Source organism: Pseudomonas sp. WS 5410, assembly GCF_012985645.1.
In the GTDB taxonomy this organism is placed as follows: Bacteria; Pseudomonadota; Gammaproteobacteria; order Pseudomonadales; family Pseudomonadaceae; genus Aquipseudomonas; species Aquipseudomonas shahriarae.
On sequence record NZ_JAAQWS010000010.1, the window covers coordinates 1 to 18,773 of the forward strand.

An 18,773-nucleotide genomic window follows, 5' to 3' on the forward strand; every position below is an offset into this window, starting at 1 on the left:
GCGGCTACCCCGGCATCCATGCCGGGGTGCCCACTGCGCAACACCTGCCTGCGGCCATCGTGGTTTAACGGGGCGCCTGAGATCAAGATCAAAAGCCAGCTCGGTGAAGCTGCATTCCCCCCTGTGGGAGCTGGCTTGCCTGCTCCCACAGGTATACGCGCACGCCTCGAAGATCAGGTCGGCTGTCAGGCCGCCTCGCTTTGCTTTTGATCTGAGGCGCCCCGTTAAACCACGCTGGCCGTCATCCGATATTGATTTGGGGGGTAACCCGGCAGGACGCCGGGTTAGCCGCGCTGGGCCATGGATGGCCCATCGCGGCGGCCCCCCAAATCAATGTCGGATGACGGGCACACCGAGCCTGGGCGAGGTGCCGAGTGGTGGGGCAAGAGCCCTTTGCTTACTTTGGGGCTTTCCAAAGTGAGCCGCCGTAAGGGCGGAACCCTGAGTGGCCATGACCGCAGCAACGGATATGTACACAAACCTAAGAATCACTAAAGAGACGTGTAGATAAACCGAGGTGCCTGTATCGCGGGCAAGCCCGACTCCCACACCAGCCAACTCTCACACGGGTGTTGTGGTGTGGCTCAATTGTTGGGGCGGGCCTTCATTTGTTCGGCCGCGGCCTTGGCCAGATCCGGCGGCAGGAAATCCTTGTCCGGGTTGTAGTCAGCCTTCAGGTACCGCGCCAGATCCTGCAGATCCCCCGGGTTCAACGTCCCCGCCGCCTGCTTCAAGCGCAGGTTGTCGAGGATGTAGTCATAACGGCTGTTGTTGTAGTTGCGCACCGAGGTGTACAGCTGGCGCTGGGCGTCGAGCACGTCGACGATATTGCGTGTGCCCACCTGGTAACCGATTTCCGTGGCTTCCACTGCGCTCTGGTTGGAGATGATCGACTGGCGGCGTGCCTGTACCTGTTCCACATCGGTGTTCACCGCGCGGTGCAGGTTGCGGGTGTTTTCCACCACCTGGCGGCGCAGGCCTTCGCGTTGCTGTTCGGTCTGGCCCAGGCGCGAATAGGATTCACGCACCTGGGAGCTGGTGAGGCCGCCGCTGTACAGCGGGATATTCAGGCGCAGGCCGATGGTGCGTTGCTCGACATCACCACGATAAGTGCCGAGTGGGTTGGGGTTGCTGAAACCGAGGGCGTCGTTGTCGCCTTTTTCGTATTGCGCCACCGCGTCCAGGGTCGGCGCGTGGCCGGCCTTGCGTTGCTTGAGGGTTTCTTCGGCAGCGGTGACCGCATAGTTGCTGGCCAGCAGGTTCAGGTTCTGCCGCCCGGCGGTGTCGACCCAGGCCTTGGCGTCATTCGGCGCTGGCGGCAAAACGGGCAGGGTGTGGACAATGCCCTGGATCGCGTTGTACTGGCGGTTGGTCAGGGTGATCAGCGCTTCAAACGCGTCATCCACCTGGCGCTGGGCGAGGATCCGGTTGGCCCGCGCGGTGTCGTAGCTGGCCTGGGATTGCAGCACGTCGGTCTTGTCCGACAGGCCCACGTCGAAACGCTCGTTGGACTGGTCCAGCTGGCGCTTGAAAGCGGCTTCTTCGGCCTTGGTCGAGGCCAGGTTGTCCTGGGCGCGCAGCACGGCAAAGTAGTTTTCCGCGCTTTGCAGGATCAGTTCCTGCTCGGTGGCCGACAGCTGCAGTGCGGCCTGTTCATTGACCGCTTCGGCCGCCTGCAACTGGAACCAGCGGTCGGCACGGAACAGTGGCTGGCTCAGGGTCGCACGCCAGGTGTGGGCATCGCGATTGGCGGTGGCTGACGGGGTGTCGATCTGGGTGCGTACGTTGTTCACGTCGGCGCCGGCCGAAAGGTTGGGCAGCAAGCCGGCACGGGCCTGGGGCACCACTTCTTTTTGCGCGCCATATTGGGCGCGGGCGGCGGCCAGGTCAGCGTTGTTGTCCACCGCTTCCTGGTAGACGCTGACCAGGTCGGTTTTGGTCGACAAGGGCGCTTCTGCTGCCCAGACCATTCCATTGGTCGCACAAGACACGGCAAGAGCCAGTGAAAGTTTGCGCAGCATGAGGCGATCCCTAGATAAATATTACGGCAATAATTTAGCGTTCAAGGCTACGACGAGCAATCCATAGCGTCAAGCCGCTGAGGCAGGAGCCGAGTGTAGTGGCCGTACCCCGGCACAACAATCCTGTAATTGCGCCATTCATCACGCTGAATGCACCGCTATTGGCAATTTGCCTGCTCCATGGTCTAGACTGGCCGCGTTCTTGTCGGGGTGCCTTGCTATGAGGCTGAGATCGGTAAATACCGGATCCCGTTGAACCTGATCAGGTTAGCGCCTGCGTAGGGAACAAGATTTCTCGTCACCCGGCGAGTCCTCTTGTGCTTCGTCCGGGATGTTGTTCGACAATCGAACAGCCCTCGTGCGCCAAGCACAGCACTGGTTCCAGTGCGTCCGTCCGCCACAGGTTCACTCCGACAAAAATCCACTGCCTGGATGTGTCTGGAGAGCCCGTGATGAGTACAAAACTAAAAAACACCGTGCATTTGAGTGAGTCGGCCAAGGTCGATTCCGGATCCGTGCAGCCGTTTACCCGCTCGCAAAAAGTCTATGTGCAGGGCACTCGCCCGGATATCCGCGTGCCGATGCGTGAAGTCAGCCTGGACGTGACCCCCACCGACTTCGGCGGCGAAATCAATGCGCCAGTGGTGGTCTACGACACCTCCGGGCCGTATACCGACCCGAATATCATCATCGACGTGCGCAAAGGCCTGGGCGATGTGCGCTCGCCGTGGATCGAATCCCGTGGCGACACCGAGCGCCTGTCGGGCCTCAGTTCGCACTTCGGCCAGCAGCGCCTGAGCGACGCCGAGCTGACCGCCCTGCGTTTTGCCCACGTGAAAAACCCGCGCCGCGCCAAGGCCGGGGCCAACGTGACCCAGATGCATTACGCACGCAAAGGCATCATCACCGCCGAGATGGAATACGTCGCCATCCGCGAAAACATGAAGCTTGAAGAGGCTCGCGCCACTGGCCTGCTCGACCAGCAACACGCCGGGCACAGCTTCGGGGCCAGCGTGCCGAAAATCATCACCCCGGAATTTGTGCGCGAAGAAATCGCCCGTGGCCGCGCCATCATTCCGGCCAACATCAACCACACCGAACTGGAGCCGATGATCATCGGCCGTAACTTCCTGGTGAAGGTCAACGGCAATATCGGCAACAGCGCCCTGGGTTCGTCCATCGAAGAAGAAGTGGCGAAACTCACCTGGGGCATTCGCTGGGGCTCGGACACGGTGATGGACCTGTCCACCGGCAAGCACATCCACGAAACCCGCGAGTGGATCATCCGCAACTCGCCGGTGCCGATCGGTACCGTGCCGATCTACCAGGCCCTGGAAAAAGTCGGCGGCGCCGCCGAAGACCTGACCTGGGAGCTGTTCCGCGACACCTTGATCGAACAGGCCGAGCAGGGCGTCGACTACTTCACCATCCACGCCGGCGTGTTGCTGCGCTATGTGCCGCTGACCGCCAAGCGCGTCACCGGCATTGTGTCCCGGGGCGGCTCGATCATGGCCAAGTGGTGCCTGGCGCACCATAAAGAGAACTTCACCTACACGCATTTCGACGAAATCTGCGAAATCATGAAGGCCTACGATGTCAGTTTCTCCCTCGGCGATGGCCTGCGCCCAGGCTCGATTGCCGACGCCAACGATGCGGCGCAGTTCGGCGAGCTGGAAACCCTCGGCGAGTTGACGAAGATCGCATGGAAACACGATGTGCAAACCATGATCGAAGGCCCTGGCCATGTGCCGATGCAGTTGATCAAGGAGAACATGGACAAGCAGCTGGAGTGCTGTGACGAAGCGCCGTTCTACACCCTGGGCCCGCTGACCACCGATATTGCACCGGGCTACGACCACATCACCTCGGGCATTGGCGCGGCGATGATCGGCTGGTTCGGTTGCGCCATGCTCTGCTACGTCACGCCCAAGGAACACCTGGGCCTGCCGAACAAGGATGACGTGAAGACCGGGATCATCACCTACAAGATTGCGGCCCACGCGGCCGACTTGGCAAAAGGTCATCCGGGCGCGCAGATCCGCGACAACGCCTTGAGCAAGGCGCGGTTCGAGTTCCGCTGGGAAGATCAGTTCAACCTCGGCCTGGACCCGGACACCGCACGTTCCTATCACGATGAAACCCTGCCCAAGGACTCGGCCAAGGTCGCGCATTTCTGCTCGATGTGCGGGCCGAAATTCTGCTCGATGAAAATCACCCAGGAAGTGCGCGAGTACGCGGCCAACCAGCGCATCGAGGCGGTGGACGTGGATGTGGCCAAGGGCTTGGCCGAGCAGGCGGAGCGGTTCAAGCAGGAAGGCAGTCAGCTCTACAAAAAGGTCTGACCCCAATGATCGTTCCCACGCTCCGCGTGGGAATGCATCCCGTGACGCTGCGCGTCACAAAGCGGACGCGGAGCGTCCAAAGCGGCATTCCCACGCAGAGCGTGGCAACGATCATGTCCCTCTGAGATAACCCCCTTGAGCATTCAACCCAGCACCTATTCCCCTGACATCGTGGTGCCTGCCGATAAAAGAGTCTTCGGCGCCCGCGATCTGTTTTCCCTATGGTTCTCCCTCGGCATCGGCCTGATGGTCCTGCAAACCGGTGCACTGTTGGCGCCGGGGCTGGGCCTGTCGGGGTCGTTGTTGGCGATCTTGCTCGGTACCCTGGTGGGCGTGCTGTTGCTGGCTGCCGTCGGGGTGATCGGCAGTGACACCGGCCTGTCGTCCATGGCCGCCCTCAAGCTCAGCCTCGGCGCCAAGGGGGCGAGCCTGCCGGCGCTGTTGAACCTGTTGCAACTGATCGGCTGGGGCTCGTTCGAGATTATTGTCATGCGCGATGCCGCCAGCCTGCTGGGTACCCGGGCTTTCAGCGCCGGCAGCCTGTGGGCCAGCCCGTTGCTCTGGACCGTGTTCTTCGGCGGCCTCGCCACGTTGCTCGCGGTCAGCGGCCCGTTGACCTTCGTGCGGCAGATCCTGCGCAAGTGGGGGATCTGGCTGTTGCTGGCGGCGTGCCTATGGCTGACCTGGAACCTGTTCGCCAAGGCCGACCTGGCCGCGCTGTGGGCCCAGGCCGGCGATGGTTCGCTGCCGTTTGCCGTCGGGTTTGATATCGCCATTGCCATGCCGTTGTCCTGGCTGCCGCTGATTGCCGATTACTCACGCTTCGGCCAGCGCGCCACCCGTGTGTTCGGCGGCACCGCCCTGGGCTTTTTTATCGGTAATTTCTGGCTGATGAGCCTGGGCGTGGCCTACACCCTGGCGTTTGCGCCCAGTGGCGAGGTCAATGCGCTGTTGCTGGCGTTGGCCGGGGCTGGCCTGGGGATTCCGCTGTTGCTGATTCTGTTGGATGAATCAGAAAACGCCTTCGCTGATATTCACTCGGCGGCGGTGTCCAGCGGCATGCTATTGCGCCTGAAAGTCGAGCACCTGGCGCTGGCGATTGGGCTTGTGTGCACGCTGATCGCCTGCTTTGCGCCCTTGGCCCAGTATCAGAACTTCCTGCTGTTGATCGGCTCGGTATTCGCGCCGCTGTTTGGCGTGGTGCTGGTGGACCACTTCATTCTGCGCCGGCGTGGCCAGGCCCTGGCTACAAGCCTGCGCTGGCCGGCATTGCTGGCCTGGCTGGGAGGAATCAGTACCTATCATCTGCTGGCCAATCTGTACCCGGATATTGGCGCGACCCTGCCGGCACTGGCGCTGGCAGGGCTGTTGCAATTTATCCTTGGGCGCGCTTTCAGCGGCGCACGGGCACCAGTTCAGGCTTGATGATGCCGTCGAGGCGAGCGTAAGGAATCTGCAACTCGACGTGGCCCATGGCGTAAGGCGCAATGGTGGTCGTAGGGTACTTGAGCACCACGGCACCGTAGGTCAGCGCCACGTTCGGGGTTTTCTGGAAGGGCCAGCTTTTCACGTACTCCGGCTCCAGGCTCAGGCGAGTGCTGATCAGCCAGCTGTTGTGGGCCACTTGGGCGGCTTTCCAGAACGCGTCTTCCTTGCCCGGGCGCAGCATGTCCGCCAGGGTCAGGTTTTTTTGCTGTTGGCGCGAGTAGTTGATGAAGCCACGGCCGGGTTCGCCGTGGGCACCGCCGGTGTCCAGGTAGCTGGACAGCTCGATGATCACCAAGCCGTCATGCTGCTCCCGTACCTTGGCCTGCAAATACATGCTGTTGCGCGGGCCGGACTCACGCAGGAATTTTTCTCGATAGGCATTCAAGGTCGCCGGCACCGGGGCGCCGGAGGTGGTGCGGGTCATTTCCAGCAGGCGTTGCTCGATCAACGCATCGAGCTTGGGCTCGCTGGCGAAATGCACCGTATCGATGTTCACCAGCGGGCAATCGGCAGTGGTGCAGCCGGGTTGCACCACCTCGGAGGCATCGCGAGTGGCTTCCAGCGGCGCACGGTAGCTGGGTTGGAACAGGCTCTGGCAAGCACCGAGCGTCAGGGCAATACAGGCCACGGAGGCGACTTTTAACAGCGACATGGGCGTCCTTCATAAAGCGGAGAAGAGCGAAAGATATGGGGCTTCGACTATCGGCATCCCAGTCAGTTCGCCACTAAGCTGATTACAGTGAGTGTGACCGCCGCCGCCCGTCCCGGCAACCGCAAAGGGGCTGCACCGAGGCGCGCGAGCGCTGTAGGATGGCGCGATGCTAAGACACACACTGGATTAAACGAGGGTTGATATGACCGACAGTGCGAAATCGACGCCGACCAGATTCGAAGAGGTTCAGCGCGACAATGCCTACAGCGGCTTCTACAAGCTCGATCGCGTGCAACTGCGTCACGAGTTGTTCGATGGCGGCATGAGCCCGGTTATCAACCGTGAGATTTTTGTACGCCACGATGCCGTGTGTGTACTGCCCTACGACCCGCAGCGCGATGAAGTGGTGTTGATCGAGCAATTTCGTGTGGGCGCCATGGGGCGCACCGACAACCCCTGGCTGGTGGAAATGGTGGCCGGCCTGATCGACAAGGACGAGCAACCGGAGGAGGTTGCACACCGCGAAGCCGAAGAGGAAGCTGGGCTGACCTTCTCCGCGCTGTGGCCGATCACCAAATATTTCCCCTCGCCGGGTGGCAGCACCGAATTTGTCCACCTGTTTTTGGGGCGTTGCGACAGTGCCGGTGCCGGCGGTATCCATGGCCTGGCCGAGGAGGCAGAAGATATCCGTGTCACCGTCTGGGCTTTTGAAGATGCCCTGCAAGCGGTACGCGACGGTAAAATTTCCAACGCAGCCAGCATTATCGCCCTGCAATGGCTTGCGCTTAATCGCGCGGAAGTGAGGGGGCTATGGCAGTAAAGGTACGGGAACGCTACCGGGTCGACCTGATCGGCTTGCAAGCCGCTTGCGAGGCCAACTACGCGCGGCTGATGCGCCTGTTGCCGGACATGCGCCACGCGCCCGAAGCGCGCCGGATCGCCGTGACCCACGGCGACCAGATGCTCGGCGTGTTGAACCTGGAAGTGATCCTCACCTGCCCCTACACCAGCACCCTGCGGGTGCGCCAGGAGCACAGCCTGCCGTGGCTGCCGGTGCCGCAGCTGGAAGTGCAGGTGTATCACGATGCACAGATGGCCGAAGTGGTCAGTGCCGAACATGCACGGCGCTTTCGCAGCATCTATCCTTACCCCAATGTGTTCATGCACCAGCCCGATGAGAAAGCCCAGCTCAATGTGTTCCTCGGCGAGTGGTTGAGCCATTGCCTGGCGTTGGGCCATGAGTTTGAAGTCGTGCGGTAGATGTGAACTGCGTCTGCTTCACGGGTTTCCTCTTTGTATCCTGCCCCAGCATAATTGCGCCCATTGTCCATTTTTCGTGATCGCCCTGGGAGAACGCCTTGCCGAGCGTATCCATCGTGAACCCTGATGCGCCGGCGTTGCTGGTGCAACTGTCTGACAGCCACCTGTTTGCCGAGGCCGACGGCACGCTGCTGGGCATGAACACCCGTGACAGCCTGCAGCGGGTGATTGACCTGGTCCGCGCCCAGCAGCCGCAGATTGATTTGCTGCTGGCCACCGGCGACCTGTCCCAGGACGGCACGCTTGCGTCCTACCAGCTGTTTCGCGAACTGAGCCAGCGGGTCGGGGCCCCGGCGCGCTGGATCCCGGGCAACCACGATGAGCCGCAGGTCATGGCCGAGGCCACCATGGGCAGTGCGTTGCTGGAGCCGGTGGTGGATGTGGGCAACTGGCGGGTCATTATGCTGGACTCCGCCGTGCCGGGCTCGGTGCCGGGTTATCTGGCGGATGTGCAATTGCAGCTCTTGGCCCAGGCGTTGAGCGAAGCACCGGGCCGCCATCACCTGGTGTGCTTCCATCATCACCCCGTGCCTATCGGCTGTGCCTGGATGGAGCCGATTGGCCTGCGTAACCCTGAGGCGCTGTTCGCTGTCCTCGACCGGTTTCCCCAGGTACGGGCGGTGCTGTGGGGGCATGTGCACCAGGAAATCGACCGCGAACGCCATGGCGTGCGCCTGCTGGCGTCGCCGTCGACCTGTATCCAGTTCACCCCGGGCAGTGAGGATTTCAACGTCAGCGAACAGGCCCCTGGCTATCGCTGGCTGCGTTTGCATGCCGATGGACGCTTGGAAACAGGCGTAGAGCGGGTCCAGGGGTTTGCCTTCACCGTCGATTACGCCAGCAATGGCTACTGATCTATTGACGGTGGTCCCGCGCTAACCGCACCACCGTAACGCCTTGCCCCAGATGCCGCAGCGAAGGCTGAATCAACACGCAGTTGTCATACGGCGTGACGATTTCGCGCTGGGCATCCCGGGCGATCACCGTTCCAGCGTGGCTGATCCGCTCCAGGCCACGAAAGTCATCGGTGAAACTGAAGTCCATGCTGTGGGCAATCACTGGGTCAGTGACTTGCAAACATTGCTGGGCTGCAGGTTTTTCCTGGCTGAGAAACGTCGATACATCCGCCTCGGCGACTGCCTGAGTCGCAATCAGGAAGCGGGCCGCGACGTCGAGGGCGACCCGTTCACTGGTTTTCGAAAAGTGCTGGCCGGTCTCGATCAGCAGCGCATTCTTGGGGCTGGCGGCATCGCCGAATCCGCCGTAATCACGCATGCGCCGGCCGTTGGCGTGGCCGGCGTCTGCGACGATGGTTGCCGGTACGCCTAATGATTGGGCGAACGCCAGGCCTTTGGCGCATGCACCGCACATCATCAGCGGCGGTGATTCTTCGTGCATTGAGTGGATATCGAGCAGCAAATCGACGCTGTCGATCAGCGGGCGCAGCTCCCGGGCGCGGCGCAATTCGGCGGAGTCGCGCGGGCCGTCGAGGGTTGATGGCAGCCAGACGCGGTTCATGTCCTCGTCAATAAAGCGGGTCGCATCAATGTCCTGTGGGTCGAAGCGTTGATAGGCCTGTATGTTGGCAAAGCCCAGTGACAATCGCCCCTGGCGCGGGCGCACCCCGCTACGCAACAGGGCGTCCACCGCGATTGCGCCGCTGACTTCATTGCCATGGGTCAGCGCCATGATCAGCACATGGGGCCCTGGCGTGCCGCTGTCGAAGCTGTGGATGTAGTCGATCCCGCAGTTACCGGTTTTCCATTGGCTCAGATCAGGGAACTGGACCTCCACGGGGTAGGGTTTGAGTGCTGCACGAACCTGCTCAAGGGTTTTCATTTCAGTCTCCGACTGACCGAGGTGTGCACTTGCCGCGCGGGCTTGGCGCGCGACAAGCAAGAAGGGTTTGTTTAATGGGCAGCGGGGTGGGTGCCGCGCATGCGTCGGCCCAGGCAGATAATCGCCAGTACGCTGATCAGAATGGTCGCCATGACATAAAAGCTGGGGGCCAGCTTGCTGCCGCTGGTGTCGATCATCCAGGTCACGATCAAGGGCGCAAAACCACCAAACAGGGTGACGGAAAAGTTGTAGCTCAGCGCCAGGCCGGTCCCGCGAATGCTGGTTGGGAAAATATCGGCAAGCATCGCCGGGATGGGCCCCAGGCAGGCAGCGATCAACAACCCGACAATCGCCTGCACGGTCAGCAGCGTAGAAAAGCTGGGGAAGGCGTTGAGCAGGGCGAACATCGGATAGGACGAAAACCCGGTAAGCAGCAAGGCGATTGTCAGTACCCGAAAGCGTCCGTAGCGATCGGATAAGCCGCCAAATACCGGGGCCATCAACATCAGGGTCACGCCAGTCATCAGCGCCCCGAGATACGAAGAGGTGGCGGTGATGTTCAGTTGTTTAAGGGCATAAATGGGCATGTACAGTTTGTGCACATAGTTGAATGCTGTGGCCCCGGCCACCACGCCGATAGCCAGCAACAGGCTGACGTGCCCTTTGACCAACACATCGCGCAGCGGCGTCTTCACCTTTGTGCTGGCGGCGGTTTTCTTGAAGTCTGGGGTTTCATCGATTTGCGTGCGAATGTAGAAACCCACCGGCCCGATCAGCAGGCCGAAGCCGAAGGCCACACGCCAACCCCAGTCGTTCAACTGCACATCCGACAGCACATAGCTGAGGATTGCACTGACCCCCGCGGCCAGTACGGTCGCCAGGCCCTGGGTCGACAATTGCCAACTGGCAAAGAAGCCACGGCGTTTGGCATCGGCGTGCTCGACCATGAATGCGGTCGCCGCACCAAACTCACCGCCCGTAGAAAAGCCCTGGAGCATGCGCGCAACGATGATCAACAGCGGCGCTGCCAAGCCGATCTGCTCATAGGTCGGGGCGAAGGTAATCATTGCGGTGCCGATCAGCATGATCATGATCGACATCGTTAACGATGCCTTTCGCCCGGCCCTGTCGGTGTAGGAGCCGAGCACGATGGCGCCCAGGGGGCGCATCAGGAAGGAAATGCCAAACGAGCCTACGGCCAGCAGCAGTGAGGTGGTTTCGTTATCGGATGGGAAAAACTGTTTGCTGATCACTACTGCGAAATAGCCATAGATCAGCAAATCATAAAACTCCAAGGCGTTGCCGACACTGGCAGCGACGATCTCCTTCCATGGACCTCGCTGGGTTGGAGCCTGTGCCGATGATAAGACGGATGATGGGACTGTCATGGGTGTGCACCGGGTCTGTTTCACAGTTGGCATTCGGATTCGCCGAACCGCAGCGCGGCCTGACGAGATCGAAGGCATTAATTGTTATGGGTGAAAGCCCGGGTGAAATTGAATCAAGTGCGCACGAACAGCAATTGCCGTTTCGGCACAGGTTTGAGCTGTTTTGGCACGGGGCCGACAGGCATTGGGTTTTACGCATCTTGAAGTTGATGCAATGCCTGGCGCTATGATCGCAAACGCTGTTGGCGCAACGACAGGTTCACAGACCTTCCCAGATCTTCATGACCATTTCGCTCTGGTTGGCGTGCAGGCGATGCAGCGAGACGTCGAAGGCGACGTGAAACTCGGGGCCGCCTGCAATCAGCAACTCGCCCGAGGCCAGCGCATCCTTGACCACCATGCGCGGCAGCCATGCCAGACCTCTGCCACGCTTGGCCATTTCCAGGATGGCGTCATAAGAGTCCGCCTGGTAGACCATGCGCAGCGCCAGGTGCTGTGGCAGCCGCTCAAGGTGCTGGGCCAGCACGCCGCGCAGTGCCAGGGACGGAGAAAAGGCCAGCCAGGGGATGCTCATGGCGCAGGGCGCGGTGCAGATCTGCTGGCGCGGCAGGCCATTGGCGTCCGGCGCACTGACCGGCAACAGTTCCTCATTGGCCAGTACCCGGGAGTCGCAACGCTCCGCGCCCAGCAGGGTCTGGGTCAATGGGCTGGAAAAGCTCAACAGCAGGTCGACCTCACCGGCGGATAACTTGCTGATCGCTTCTTGCGCCCCGCTGGTGACCAATGACACTGCAAAATTGCCCAGGCGCTGGTGCAATGAGTCGTACCAGTCCGGGAAAAAATCGCTGGCCAGGGTCCGGCCGGTGGCGATGCGCACAGGCTCGTCGCGGCTCAGGGTGGTGCCTTTGAATTGCGCCCTGACAGTGGTCAGCAGTTGCAATGATTGTGTCGCGGCGTCCAGGAACAGCACGCCGCAAGGCGTCAGTGACAGGGGCTGTTTGCGCTCGATCAAGGGTGTACCGACCCATTCTTCCAGGGCGCGGATACGTCGGCCGAACGCCGGGTGCGTGACACAGCGATTTTCGGCGGCCCGCGACAGGCTGCGGGTGCGGGCCAGTTCGATAAAATCCTCAAGCCATTCTAGTTGCATGCGGTTTTCCTGCCTGGCGGCTCATCAACGCGGCGTCAGCGATAGTACCGCCAGCGGCGATGGGCTGCACCCACAACCCCCGCGTTCCCTGTAAACTGCGCCCCTTTGGCTGATAACGCACGGAGAGCCCTGCATGTCCGCTTCGATCTTGTATATCCACGGTTTCAACAGTGCGCCGGCCTCGACCAAGGCCAGCTTGCTGATGGGCGTGATGGACAGTCTCGGTCTGGCCGACCAATTGCGGGTGCCGGCCTTGCATCATCACCCGCGCCAGGCGATGGCCCAGCTGGAGCAGGCGATCGGCGAGCTGGGGCGGCCGCTGCTGGTCGGCAGCTCACTCGGCGGCTACTATGCAACCCATCTTGCCGAACGCCATGGCCTCAAGGCGCTGTTGGTCAACCCGGCGGTCAGCCCCCATCGCATGTTCGACGGTTACCTGGGCACCCAGAAGAACCTCTACACCGATGAAACCTGGGAACTGACCCACGATCACGTCGCGGCCCTGGCTGAGCTTGAGGTTGCAGCGCCCCAGGATGCCCAGCGCTATCAGGTGTGGTTGCAGACCGGGGACGAAACACTGGATTATCGCCTCGCCGAGCAGTATTACCGGGCCTGTGCCTTGCGTATCCAGGCTGGCGGCGACCACGGTTACCAGGGCTTTGGCCGACAGTTGCCGGCGTTGTTGAGTTTTGCCGGCATTGGCGCAGATCAGTACCAATCCTTCGATTTCACCGCATTGTGAAACCGCAGGTTACTTTTTAATCGAACGACTCACGACGAGACCCCATGGCCACTCCCAGCGCTAGCTCTTATAACGCCGACGCCATCGAAGTCCTCTCGGGCCTCGACCCGGTGCGCAAACGCCCCGGCATGTACACCGACACCAGTCGGCCGAACCACCTTGCCCAGGAAGTCATCGACAACAGCGTCGACGAAGCCTTGGCCGGGCATGCCAAGTCGGTCCAGGTCATCCTGCACGCCGACCATTCCCTGGAGGTGTCCGACGACGGCCGCGGTATGCCGGTGGACATCCACCCGGAAGAGGGCGTGTCGGGTGTCGAGCTGATCCTCACCAAGCTGCACGCGGGCGGCAAGTTCTCCAACAAGAACTACCAGTTTTCCGGCGGCTTGCACGGTGTGGGTATTTCCGTGGTCAACGCCTTGTCCACGCAGGTGCGGGTCAAGGTCAAGCGCGACGGCAACGAATACCAGATGACCTTCGCCGATGGCTACAAGGCCACCGAGCTGGAAGTGGTCGGCACGGTCGGCAAGCGCAATACCGGGACCAGCGTGTACTTCGCGCCGGACCCGAAGTACTTCGATTCCCCGAAATTCTCCATCAGCCGCCTCAAGCACGTACTCAAGGCCAAGGCCGTGCTGTGCCCGGGCTTGCTGGTCAGTTTTGAAGACAAAGGCACCGGCGAAAAGGTCGAGTGGCACTACGAAGACGGCCTGCGTTCCTACCTCGAAGACTCGGTCAGCGAGTTCGAGCGCCTGCCCAACGAGCCGTTCTGCGGCAGCCTGGCAGGTAACAAGGAGGCCGTGGACTGGGCCTTGCTGTGGCTGCCTGAAGGGGGCGACAGCGTCCAGGAAAGCTACGTCAACTTGATCCCCACCGCCCAGGGCGGTACCCACGTCAACGGTCTGCGCCAGGGCTTGCTGGATGCCATGCGCGAATTCTGCGAATACCGCAGCCTGTTGCCGCGCGGTGTGAAGCTGGCGCCGGAAGACGTCTGGGAACGCATCGCCTTTGTGCTGTCGATGAAAATGCAGGAGCCGCAATTCTCCGGCCAGACCAAGGAACGCCTGTCGTCCCGCGAGGCCGCGGCGTTTGTCTCGGGCGTGGTCAAGGATGCGTTCAGCCTGTGGCTCAACGAGCACCCGGAACTGGGCCTGGCCCTGGCGGAGCTGGCGATCAACAACGCCGGCCGTCGCCTCAAGGCCAGCAAAAAGGTCGAGCGCAAGCGCATTACCCAGGGCCCGGCATTGCCCGGCAAGCTGGCGGACTGCGCCGGCCAGGACCCGATGCGCTCCGAACTGTTCCTGGTCGAAGGTGATTCCGCCGGTGGTTCGGCCAAACAGGCGCGGGACAAGGAATTCCAGGCGATCCTGCCGTTGCGCGGCAAGATCCTCAACACCTGGGAAGTCGATGGCAGCGAAGTCCTGGCCAGCCAGGAAGTGCACAACATCGCCGTGGCCATTGGCGTCGATCCAGGCGCCGAGGACATGAGCCAGTTGCGCTACGGCAAGATCTGCATCCTGGCCGACGCCGACTCCGATGGTCTGCACATTGCCACGTTGCTCTGCGCACTGTTCGTCCAGCATTTCCGCCCGCTGGTGGATGCCGGTCACGTCTACGTGGCCATGCCGCCGCTGTACCGCATCGACCTGGGCAAAGAAATCTTCTACGCCCTGGACGAGGCCGAACGCGACGGCATCCTCGACCGCCTGGTGGCCGAGAAGAAGCGCGGCAAGCCACAAGTCACCCGATTCAAGGGCCTGGGTGAAATGAACCCGCCGCAACTGCGCGAAACCACCATGGACCCGAACACCCGGCGCCTGGTGCAGTTGACCCTCGAAGACTATGCCGCCACTTCGGAAATGATGGACATGTTGCTGGCCAAGAAGCGCGCCGGCGACCGCAAGGCCTGGCTGGAGTCCAAAGGCAACCTGGCCGAGGTATTGGGCTGATGCGCAGCGGTTTCGCCCTGGCGATACTGTTGTTGAGCGGGTTGGCAGCTACCTCAGTGGTTGCCCAACCTGCGGCCGAACTCAAGTTGTTGTCCGAACACCCGGTAGACGGCATGCGCGGCGGCAACCTGTCGGGCCTGGCCTTGTGTGGCAAGGACTTGTGGACGGTCTCTGACCGCGACGACGACCAGATCTACCGCCTCGATACCCGCGCCGACACCTGGCAGGCCGAGACGGTAACGATCAACGTGCCGCCGGTGCCCGAGTCTGGCCTGCCCTGGGGCTTGCGCGCACGCACCACGGCGGCGTCGGTGATTCGCGGCGGCGACCTGGATTTTGAAGGCATCAGCTGTGACGCCGCGGGTAATCGCTATATCGTCAGCGAAGCCCATGCGGCCGTGCTGCAGGTGCCGGCAAGCGGTGATCCCGAGTGGCTGAAGATTGCCCCTGGCATGGTCCGCGAGGCGCGGGCCAGTGGCCTGTTGTTGCACTTCAATGCCTTGTTTGAGGGCTTGGCGGTCAACCCCGAGGGCAACCAGATCTGGCTGGCAGCCGAGCGTGAGCGGCGCGGGCTGATCTCGATCAAGCGCGGGCAAAGCGTTTGGGATTGTGATGGCCCATGCGTACTGTTGAGCGAAGCCGGCCAGGAAATGCAACCGGCGCAGTTTCCGGGGGCCAAGGCGGTGTCCAAGGACTTTGCCGACCTGGCGTTGTTCAACGGCAAGCTGTTTACCCTGGAGCGCAACGCGTTCCAGATCTGCCGGCGCGACAGCGTGACGGCCAAGGTCGAGTTGTGTTGGTCGTATGCCGATGAGGCCCTGGTGCCAAATCGACGTTACTCCCAGAGCTACGGCCTGGCGGAAGCCCTGTTGATTGACGCCGACGGCGCCTGGATTGGCATCGACAATAATTTCGGCGCTCGGGCCGATGCTGAAAAACGCCCGATGGTCTATCGTTTTGCCGCCCCGGCCGGTGGCTGGAGCGCCCAGCCTTGAGTGCGCAACCACTGGGCAAGCGTGCCGGGCGGGTGTTGATGTTCGTGGCCTGGGGGGCCGGACTGTTTCTGGCCACGCGGTTTTTCGGGCAATGGGAGGCGCGGCAGGAAAACCCCAATGCCGTGGTCACCTCACAGCAACACGAGGGTTATATCGAAGTGAAACTGGTCGGCAACGGCCAGGGGCATTTCGTCGCCACTGGCCAGATCAACGGCCAGCCGGTGGATTTCATGCTCGATACCGGCGCCACCGATGTGGCGGTGCCGGCCGAGTTGGCCGAACGCCTGGGGCTCAAGCGCGGTTTGCCGGTGACCTTGAGCACCGCCAACGGCCGCAGCCAGGGCTATCGCACCCACCTCGACCGCCTGCAGTTGGGCGATATCGTCCTGCAGGACGTGCGCGCCCTGGTGGCGCCGGGGCTGGGTGGCGAGCAAGTGCTGTTGGGCATGAGCGCATTGAAACAACTTGAATTTACCCAGCGTGGCGGCACCTTGCTGCTACGCCAGACCAGACAATGATGAGGCCCGCATGAGTGACATCCTTGCAGACAGCTTAGACGGCGTAGAACGCCGGTCGCTGGCTGACTTCACCGAAAATGCCTACCTCAACTACTCCATGTACGTGATCATGGACCGTGCCTTGCCGCATATCGGCGACGGCCTGAAACCGGTACAGCGGCGCATTATCTACGCCATGAGTGAGTTGGGCCTGGACGCGGACTCCAAGCACAAGAAGTCGGCGCGTACCGTCGGTGACGTGCTCGGCAAATTCCACCCCCACGGCGACTTGGCGTGCTACGAAGCCATGGTGCTGATGGCCCAGCCGTTCAGCTACCGCTACACCCTGGTCGATGGCCAGGGCAACTGGGGTGCGCCGGATGATCCCAAGTCGTTCGCCGCCATGCGTTATACCGAGGCGCGGCTGTCGCGTTACTCCGAAGTGCTGCTCAGCGAGCTGGGCCAGGGCACGGCAGACTGGGGCCCGAACTTCGACGGCACCCTCGACGAGCCATTGGTATTGCCGGCGCGCCTGCCCAATATCCTGCTCAACGGCACCACCGGCATTGCCGTGGGTATGGCCACTGATGTGCCACCGCACAACCTGCGTGAAGTCGCCACGGCCTGCGTGCGCCTGCTCGATGAGCCCAAGGCCACGGTTGAGCAACTGTGTGAGCATATCCAGGGCCCGGATTACCCGACCGAAGCGGAAATCATCACGCCGCGTGCAGACCTGCTGAAAATGTACGAGACCGGCAAGGGCTCGGTGCGCATGCGTGCGGTGTACCACATCGAAGATGGCGACATCATCGTCACCGCCTTGCCGCACCAGGTCTCCGGCGCCAAGGTGCTGGAACAGATTGCCGCGCTGATGCAGGCCAAGCCGTCGAAGCTGCCGCAAGTGGCGGACCTGCGTGACGAGTCCGACCACGAGAACCCTTGCCGCATCGTGATCATCCCGACCAATAGCCGGGTCGATCACGAAGTGTTGATGCAGCATCTGTTTGCCAGCACCGAGCTGGAATCCAGCTACCGGGTCAACGTCAACATCATTGGCCTGGACGGCAAGCCGCAGCTGAAAAACCTGCGCAACCTGCTGGTGGAGTGGCTGGAGTTCCGGGTCAATACCGTGCGCCGCCGCCTGCAGTTCCGCCTGGACAAGGTCGAGCGTCGCCTGCACCTGTTGGACGGCTTGCTGATCGCCTATCTCAACCTGGATGAAGTGATCCACATCATCCGCACCGCCGAGCACCCGAAAGCCGAGCTGATCGCGCGTTTCGAGCTGAGCGAGATCCAGGCCGACTACATCCTCGACACCCGCCTGCGCCAGTTGGCGCGCCTGGAAGAGATGAAGCTGCGCGACGAACAGGACGCGCTGCTCAAGGAACAAGCCAAGCTGCAAGCCCTGCTGGGCAGCGAAGCCAAGCTCAAGAAGCTGGTGCGCAGCGAATTGATCAAAGATGCCGAAACCTATGGCGACGACCGCCGCTCGCCGATTGTCGAGCGTGCCGAAGCCAAGGCCCTGACCGAAACCGAGCTGTTGCCCAACGAGAAAATTACCGTCGTTCTGTCGGAAAAGGGTTGGGTTCGTTCCGCCAAGGGGCATGATATTGATGCCACTGGCTTGTCGTACAAAGCCGGCGATGGGTTCAAGACCGCCGCAGCCGGGCGTTCCAACCAGTTCGCGGTGTTTATCGACTCCACCGGGCGCAGTTATTCGGTGCCGGCCCATACCCTGCCATCTGCACGGGGCCAGGGTGAGCCGTTGACCGGCCGCCTGGCGCCGCCGCCAGGGGCAAGTTTTGAGTGTGTATTGCTGCCCGATGATGACTCGCTGTACGTCATCGCCTCTGACGCCGGCTACGGTTTCGTGGTCAAGGGCGAGGATTTGCAGGCCAAGAACAAGGCGGGCAAGGCGCTGTTGAGCCTGCCGAACAACGCCAAGGTGATCCTGCCGCGTCCGGTCGAGGACCGTGAAGGCAATTGGCTGGCCTCGGTGACCACCGAGGGGCGTTTGCTGGTGTTCAAGATCAGCGACCTGCCGCAGTTGGGCAAGGGTAAGGGCAATAAAATCATTGGTATCCCAGGGGAGCGGGTGGCCAGTCGCGAAGAGTACGTGACCGACATCGCGGTGATCCCGGAAGGCTCTACCCTGGTGCTGCAGGCCGGTAAACGTACACTGTCCCTGCGCCCTGATGACCTTGAGCATTACAAGGGTGAACGTGGACGCCGCGGGAACAAATTGCCCCGTGGCTTCCAGCGGGTGGATGCTTTGCTGGTAGAAACACCTGCTTAAAGCGATATAGAGCGCCCGATCTACGATTTAACGCGTAGATCGGCGCTTTCGCGCTGGAGTCATGGCGCATATTCACGGATGATATGGCCTTTCC

At 61.8% G+C, this 18,773-nt stretch carries 15 protein-coding genes and 1 riboswitch; of the genes, 10 read left to right on the forward strand and 5 right to left on the reverse strand.

Features of this window, described 5'->3' with window-relative positions; translation table 11 throughout:
- Positions 1-584: 584 nt before the first annotated feature.
- Positions 585-2,021, reverse strand: a complete 1,437-nt coding sequence (locus HBO24_RS15770; RefSeq protein WP_170059971.1) for a TolC family outer membrane protein — start codon at positions 2,019-2,021, stop codon at positions 585-587.
- 196 nt (positions 2,022-2,217) lie between these two features.
- Positions 2,218-2,323, forward strand: a riboswitch (TPP riboswitch).
- A gap of 150 nt (positions 2,324-2,473) precedes the next feature.
- Between HBO24_RS15770 and thiC the strand changes: the two genes are divergently transcribed.
- Positions 2,474-4,363: a phosphomethylpyrimidine synthase ThiC gene (gene thiC / locus HBO24_RS15775; RefSeq protein ID WP_170044469.1), complete on the forward strand. Its 1,890-nt coding sequence runs from the start codon at positions 2,474-2,476 to the stop codon at positions 4,361-4,363.
- Positions 4,364-4,498: 135 nt separating this feature from the next.
- Positions 4,499-5,788, forward strand: a complete 1,290-nt coding sequence (gene cytX, locus HBO24_RS15780) for a putative hydroxymethylpyrimidine transporter CytX (RefSeq protein ID WP_170059972.1) — start codon at positions 4,499-4,501, stop codon at positions 5,786-5,788.
- Here the strand turns inward: cytX and HBO24_RS15785 are convergent.
- On the reverse strand, positions 5,757-6,503 hold the full coding sequence (locus HBO24_RS15785; protein ID WP_170059973.1) for an RsiV family protein: 747 nt from the start codon (positions 6,501-6,503) through the stop codon (positions 5,757-5,759). The genes cytX and HBO24_RS15785 overlap by 32 nt on opposite strands.
- Before the next feature lie 202 nt (positions 6,504-6,705).
- Between HBO24_RS15785 and HBO24_RS15790 the strand changes: the two genes are divergently transcribed.
- The 3 genes from HBO24_RS15790 to cpdA all read left to right on the forward strand — a co-directional run bounded on the left by HBO24_RS15790 (position 6,706) and on the right by cpdA (position 8,677).
- Entirely contained in the window at positions 6,706-7,323 is a 618-nt protein-coding gene (locus tag HBO24_RS15790) for an NUDIX domain-containing protein (RefSeq protein WP_057437341.1), read from the forward strand.
- Positions 7,314-7,763, forward strand: coding sequence for a DUF1249 domain-containing protein (locus HBO24_RS15795; protein ID WP_057437343.1), 450 nt, complete (start codon positions 7,314-7,316; stop codon positions 7,761-7,763). The genes HBO24_RS15790 and HBO24_RS15795 overlap by 10 nt, the downstream gene beginning before the upstream one ends.
- A 98-nt stretch (positions 7,764-7,861) precedes the next feature.
- Positions 7,862-8,677 carry a 3',5'-cyclic-AMP phosphodiesterase gene (gene cpdA / locus HBO24_RS15800; protein WP_170059974.1) on the forward strand — a complete coding sequence of 272 codons (816 nt, stop codon included), beginning with the start codon at positions 7,862-7,864 and terminating at the stop codon, positions 8,675-8,677.
- A gap of 1 nt (position 8,678) precedes the next feature.
- Here cpdA and HBO24_RS15805 read toward each other — a convergent pair whose 3' ends face one another.
- From HBO24_RS15805 to HBO24_RS15815, 3 genes are all read right to left on the reverse strand, one after another.
- Positions 8,679-9,662, reverse strand: a complete 984-nt coding sequence (locus tag HBO24_RS15805; protein ID WP_170059975.1) for a M14 family metallopeptidase — start codon at positions 9,660-9,662, stop codon at positions 8,679-8,681.
- Between the two features lie 71 nt (positions 9,663-9,733).
- Complete coding sequence (locus tag HBO24_RS15810) at positions 9,734-11,083, reverse strand: MFS transporter (protein WP_315973197.1); 1,350 nt, start codon at positions 11,081-11,083, stop codon at positions 9,734-9,736.
- A 226-nt stretch (positions 11,084-11,309) separates the two neighbouring features.
- Positions 11,310-12,200, reverse strand: a complete 891-nt coding sequence (locus tag HBO24_RS15815) for a LysR family transcriptional regulator (protein WP_170059977.1) — start codon at positions 12,198-12,200, stop codon at positions 11,310-11,312.
- Positions 12,201-12,333: 133 nt separating this feature from the next.
- On the opposite strand from HBO24_RS15815, the gene HBO24_RS15820 reads away from it, so the two are divergent.
- The 5 genes from HBO24_RS15820 to parC are packed head-to-tail and all read left to right on the forward strand — an operon-like array spanning position 12,334 to position 18,679.
- Positions 12,334-12,942 carry a YqiA/YcfP family alpha/beta fold hydrolase gene (locus HBO24_RS15820; RefSeq protein ID WP_115127248.1) on the forward strand — a complete coding sequence of 203 codons (609 nt, stop codon included), beginning with the start codon at positions 12,334-12,336 and terminating at the stop codon, positions 12,940-12,942.
- A 44-nt stretch (positions 12,943-12,986) separates the two neighbouring features.
- Positions 12,987-14,891: a DNA topoisomerase IV subunit B gene (gene parE / locus HBO24_RS15825; protein WP_057437361.1), complete on the forward strand. Its 1,905-nt coding sequence runs from the start codon at positions 12,987-12,989 to the stop codon at positions 14,889-14,891.
- The gene (locus tag HBO24_RS15830) at positions 14,891-15,886 is read left to right on the forward strand and encodes an esterase-like activity of phytase family protein (RefSeq protein ID WP_170059978.1); all 996 of its coding nucleotides are present in this window, start codon (positions 14,891-14,893) and stop codon (positions 15,884-15,886) included. Before parE ends, HBO24_RS15830 begins: the two co-directional genes overlap by 1 nt.
- On the forward strand, positions 15,883-16,404 hold the full coding sequence (locus tag HBO24_RS15835; RefSeq protein ID WP_170059979.1) for a TIGR02281 family clan AA aspartic protease: 522 nt from the start codon (positions 15,883-15,885) through the stop codon (positions 16,402-16,404). Before HBO24_RS15830 ends, HBO24_RS15835 begins: the two co-directional genes overlap by 4 nt.
- Before the next feature lie 10 nt (positions 16,405-16,414).
- Positions 16,415-18,679, forward strand: coding sequence for a DNA topoisomerase IV subunit A (gene parC / locus HBO24_RS15840; protein ID WP_170059980.1), 2,265 nt, complete (start codon positions 16,415-16,417; stop codon positions 18,677-18,679).
- Positions 18,680-18,773 lie beyond the last annotated feature (94 nt).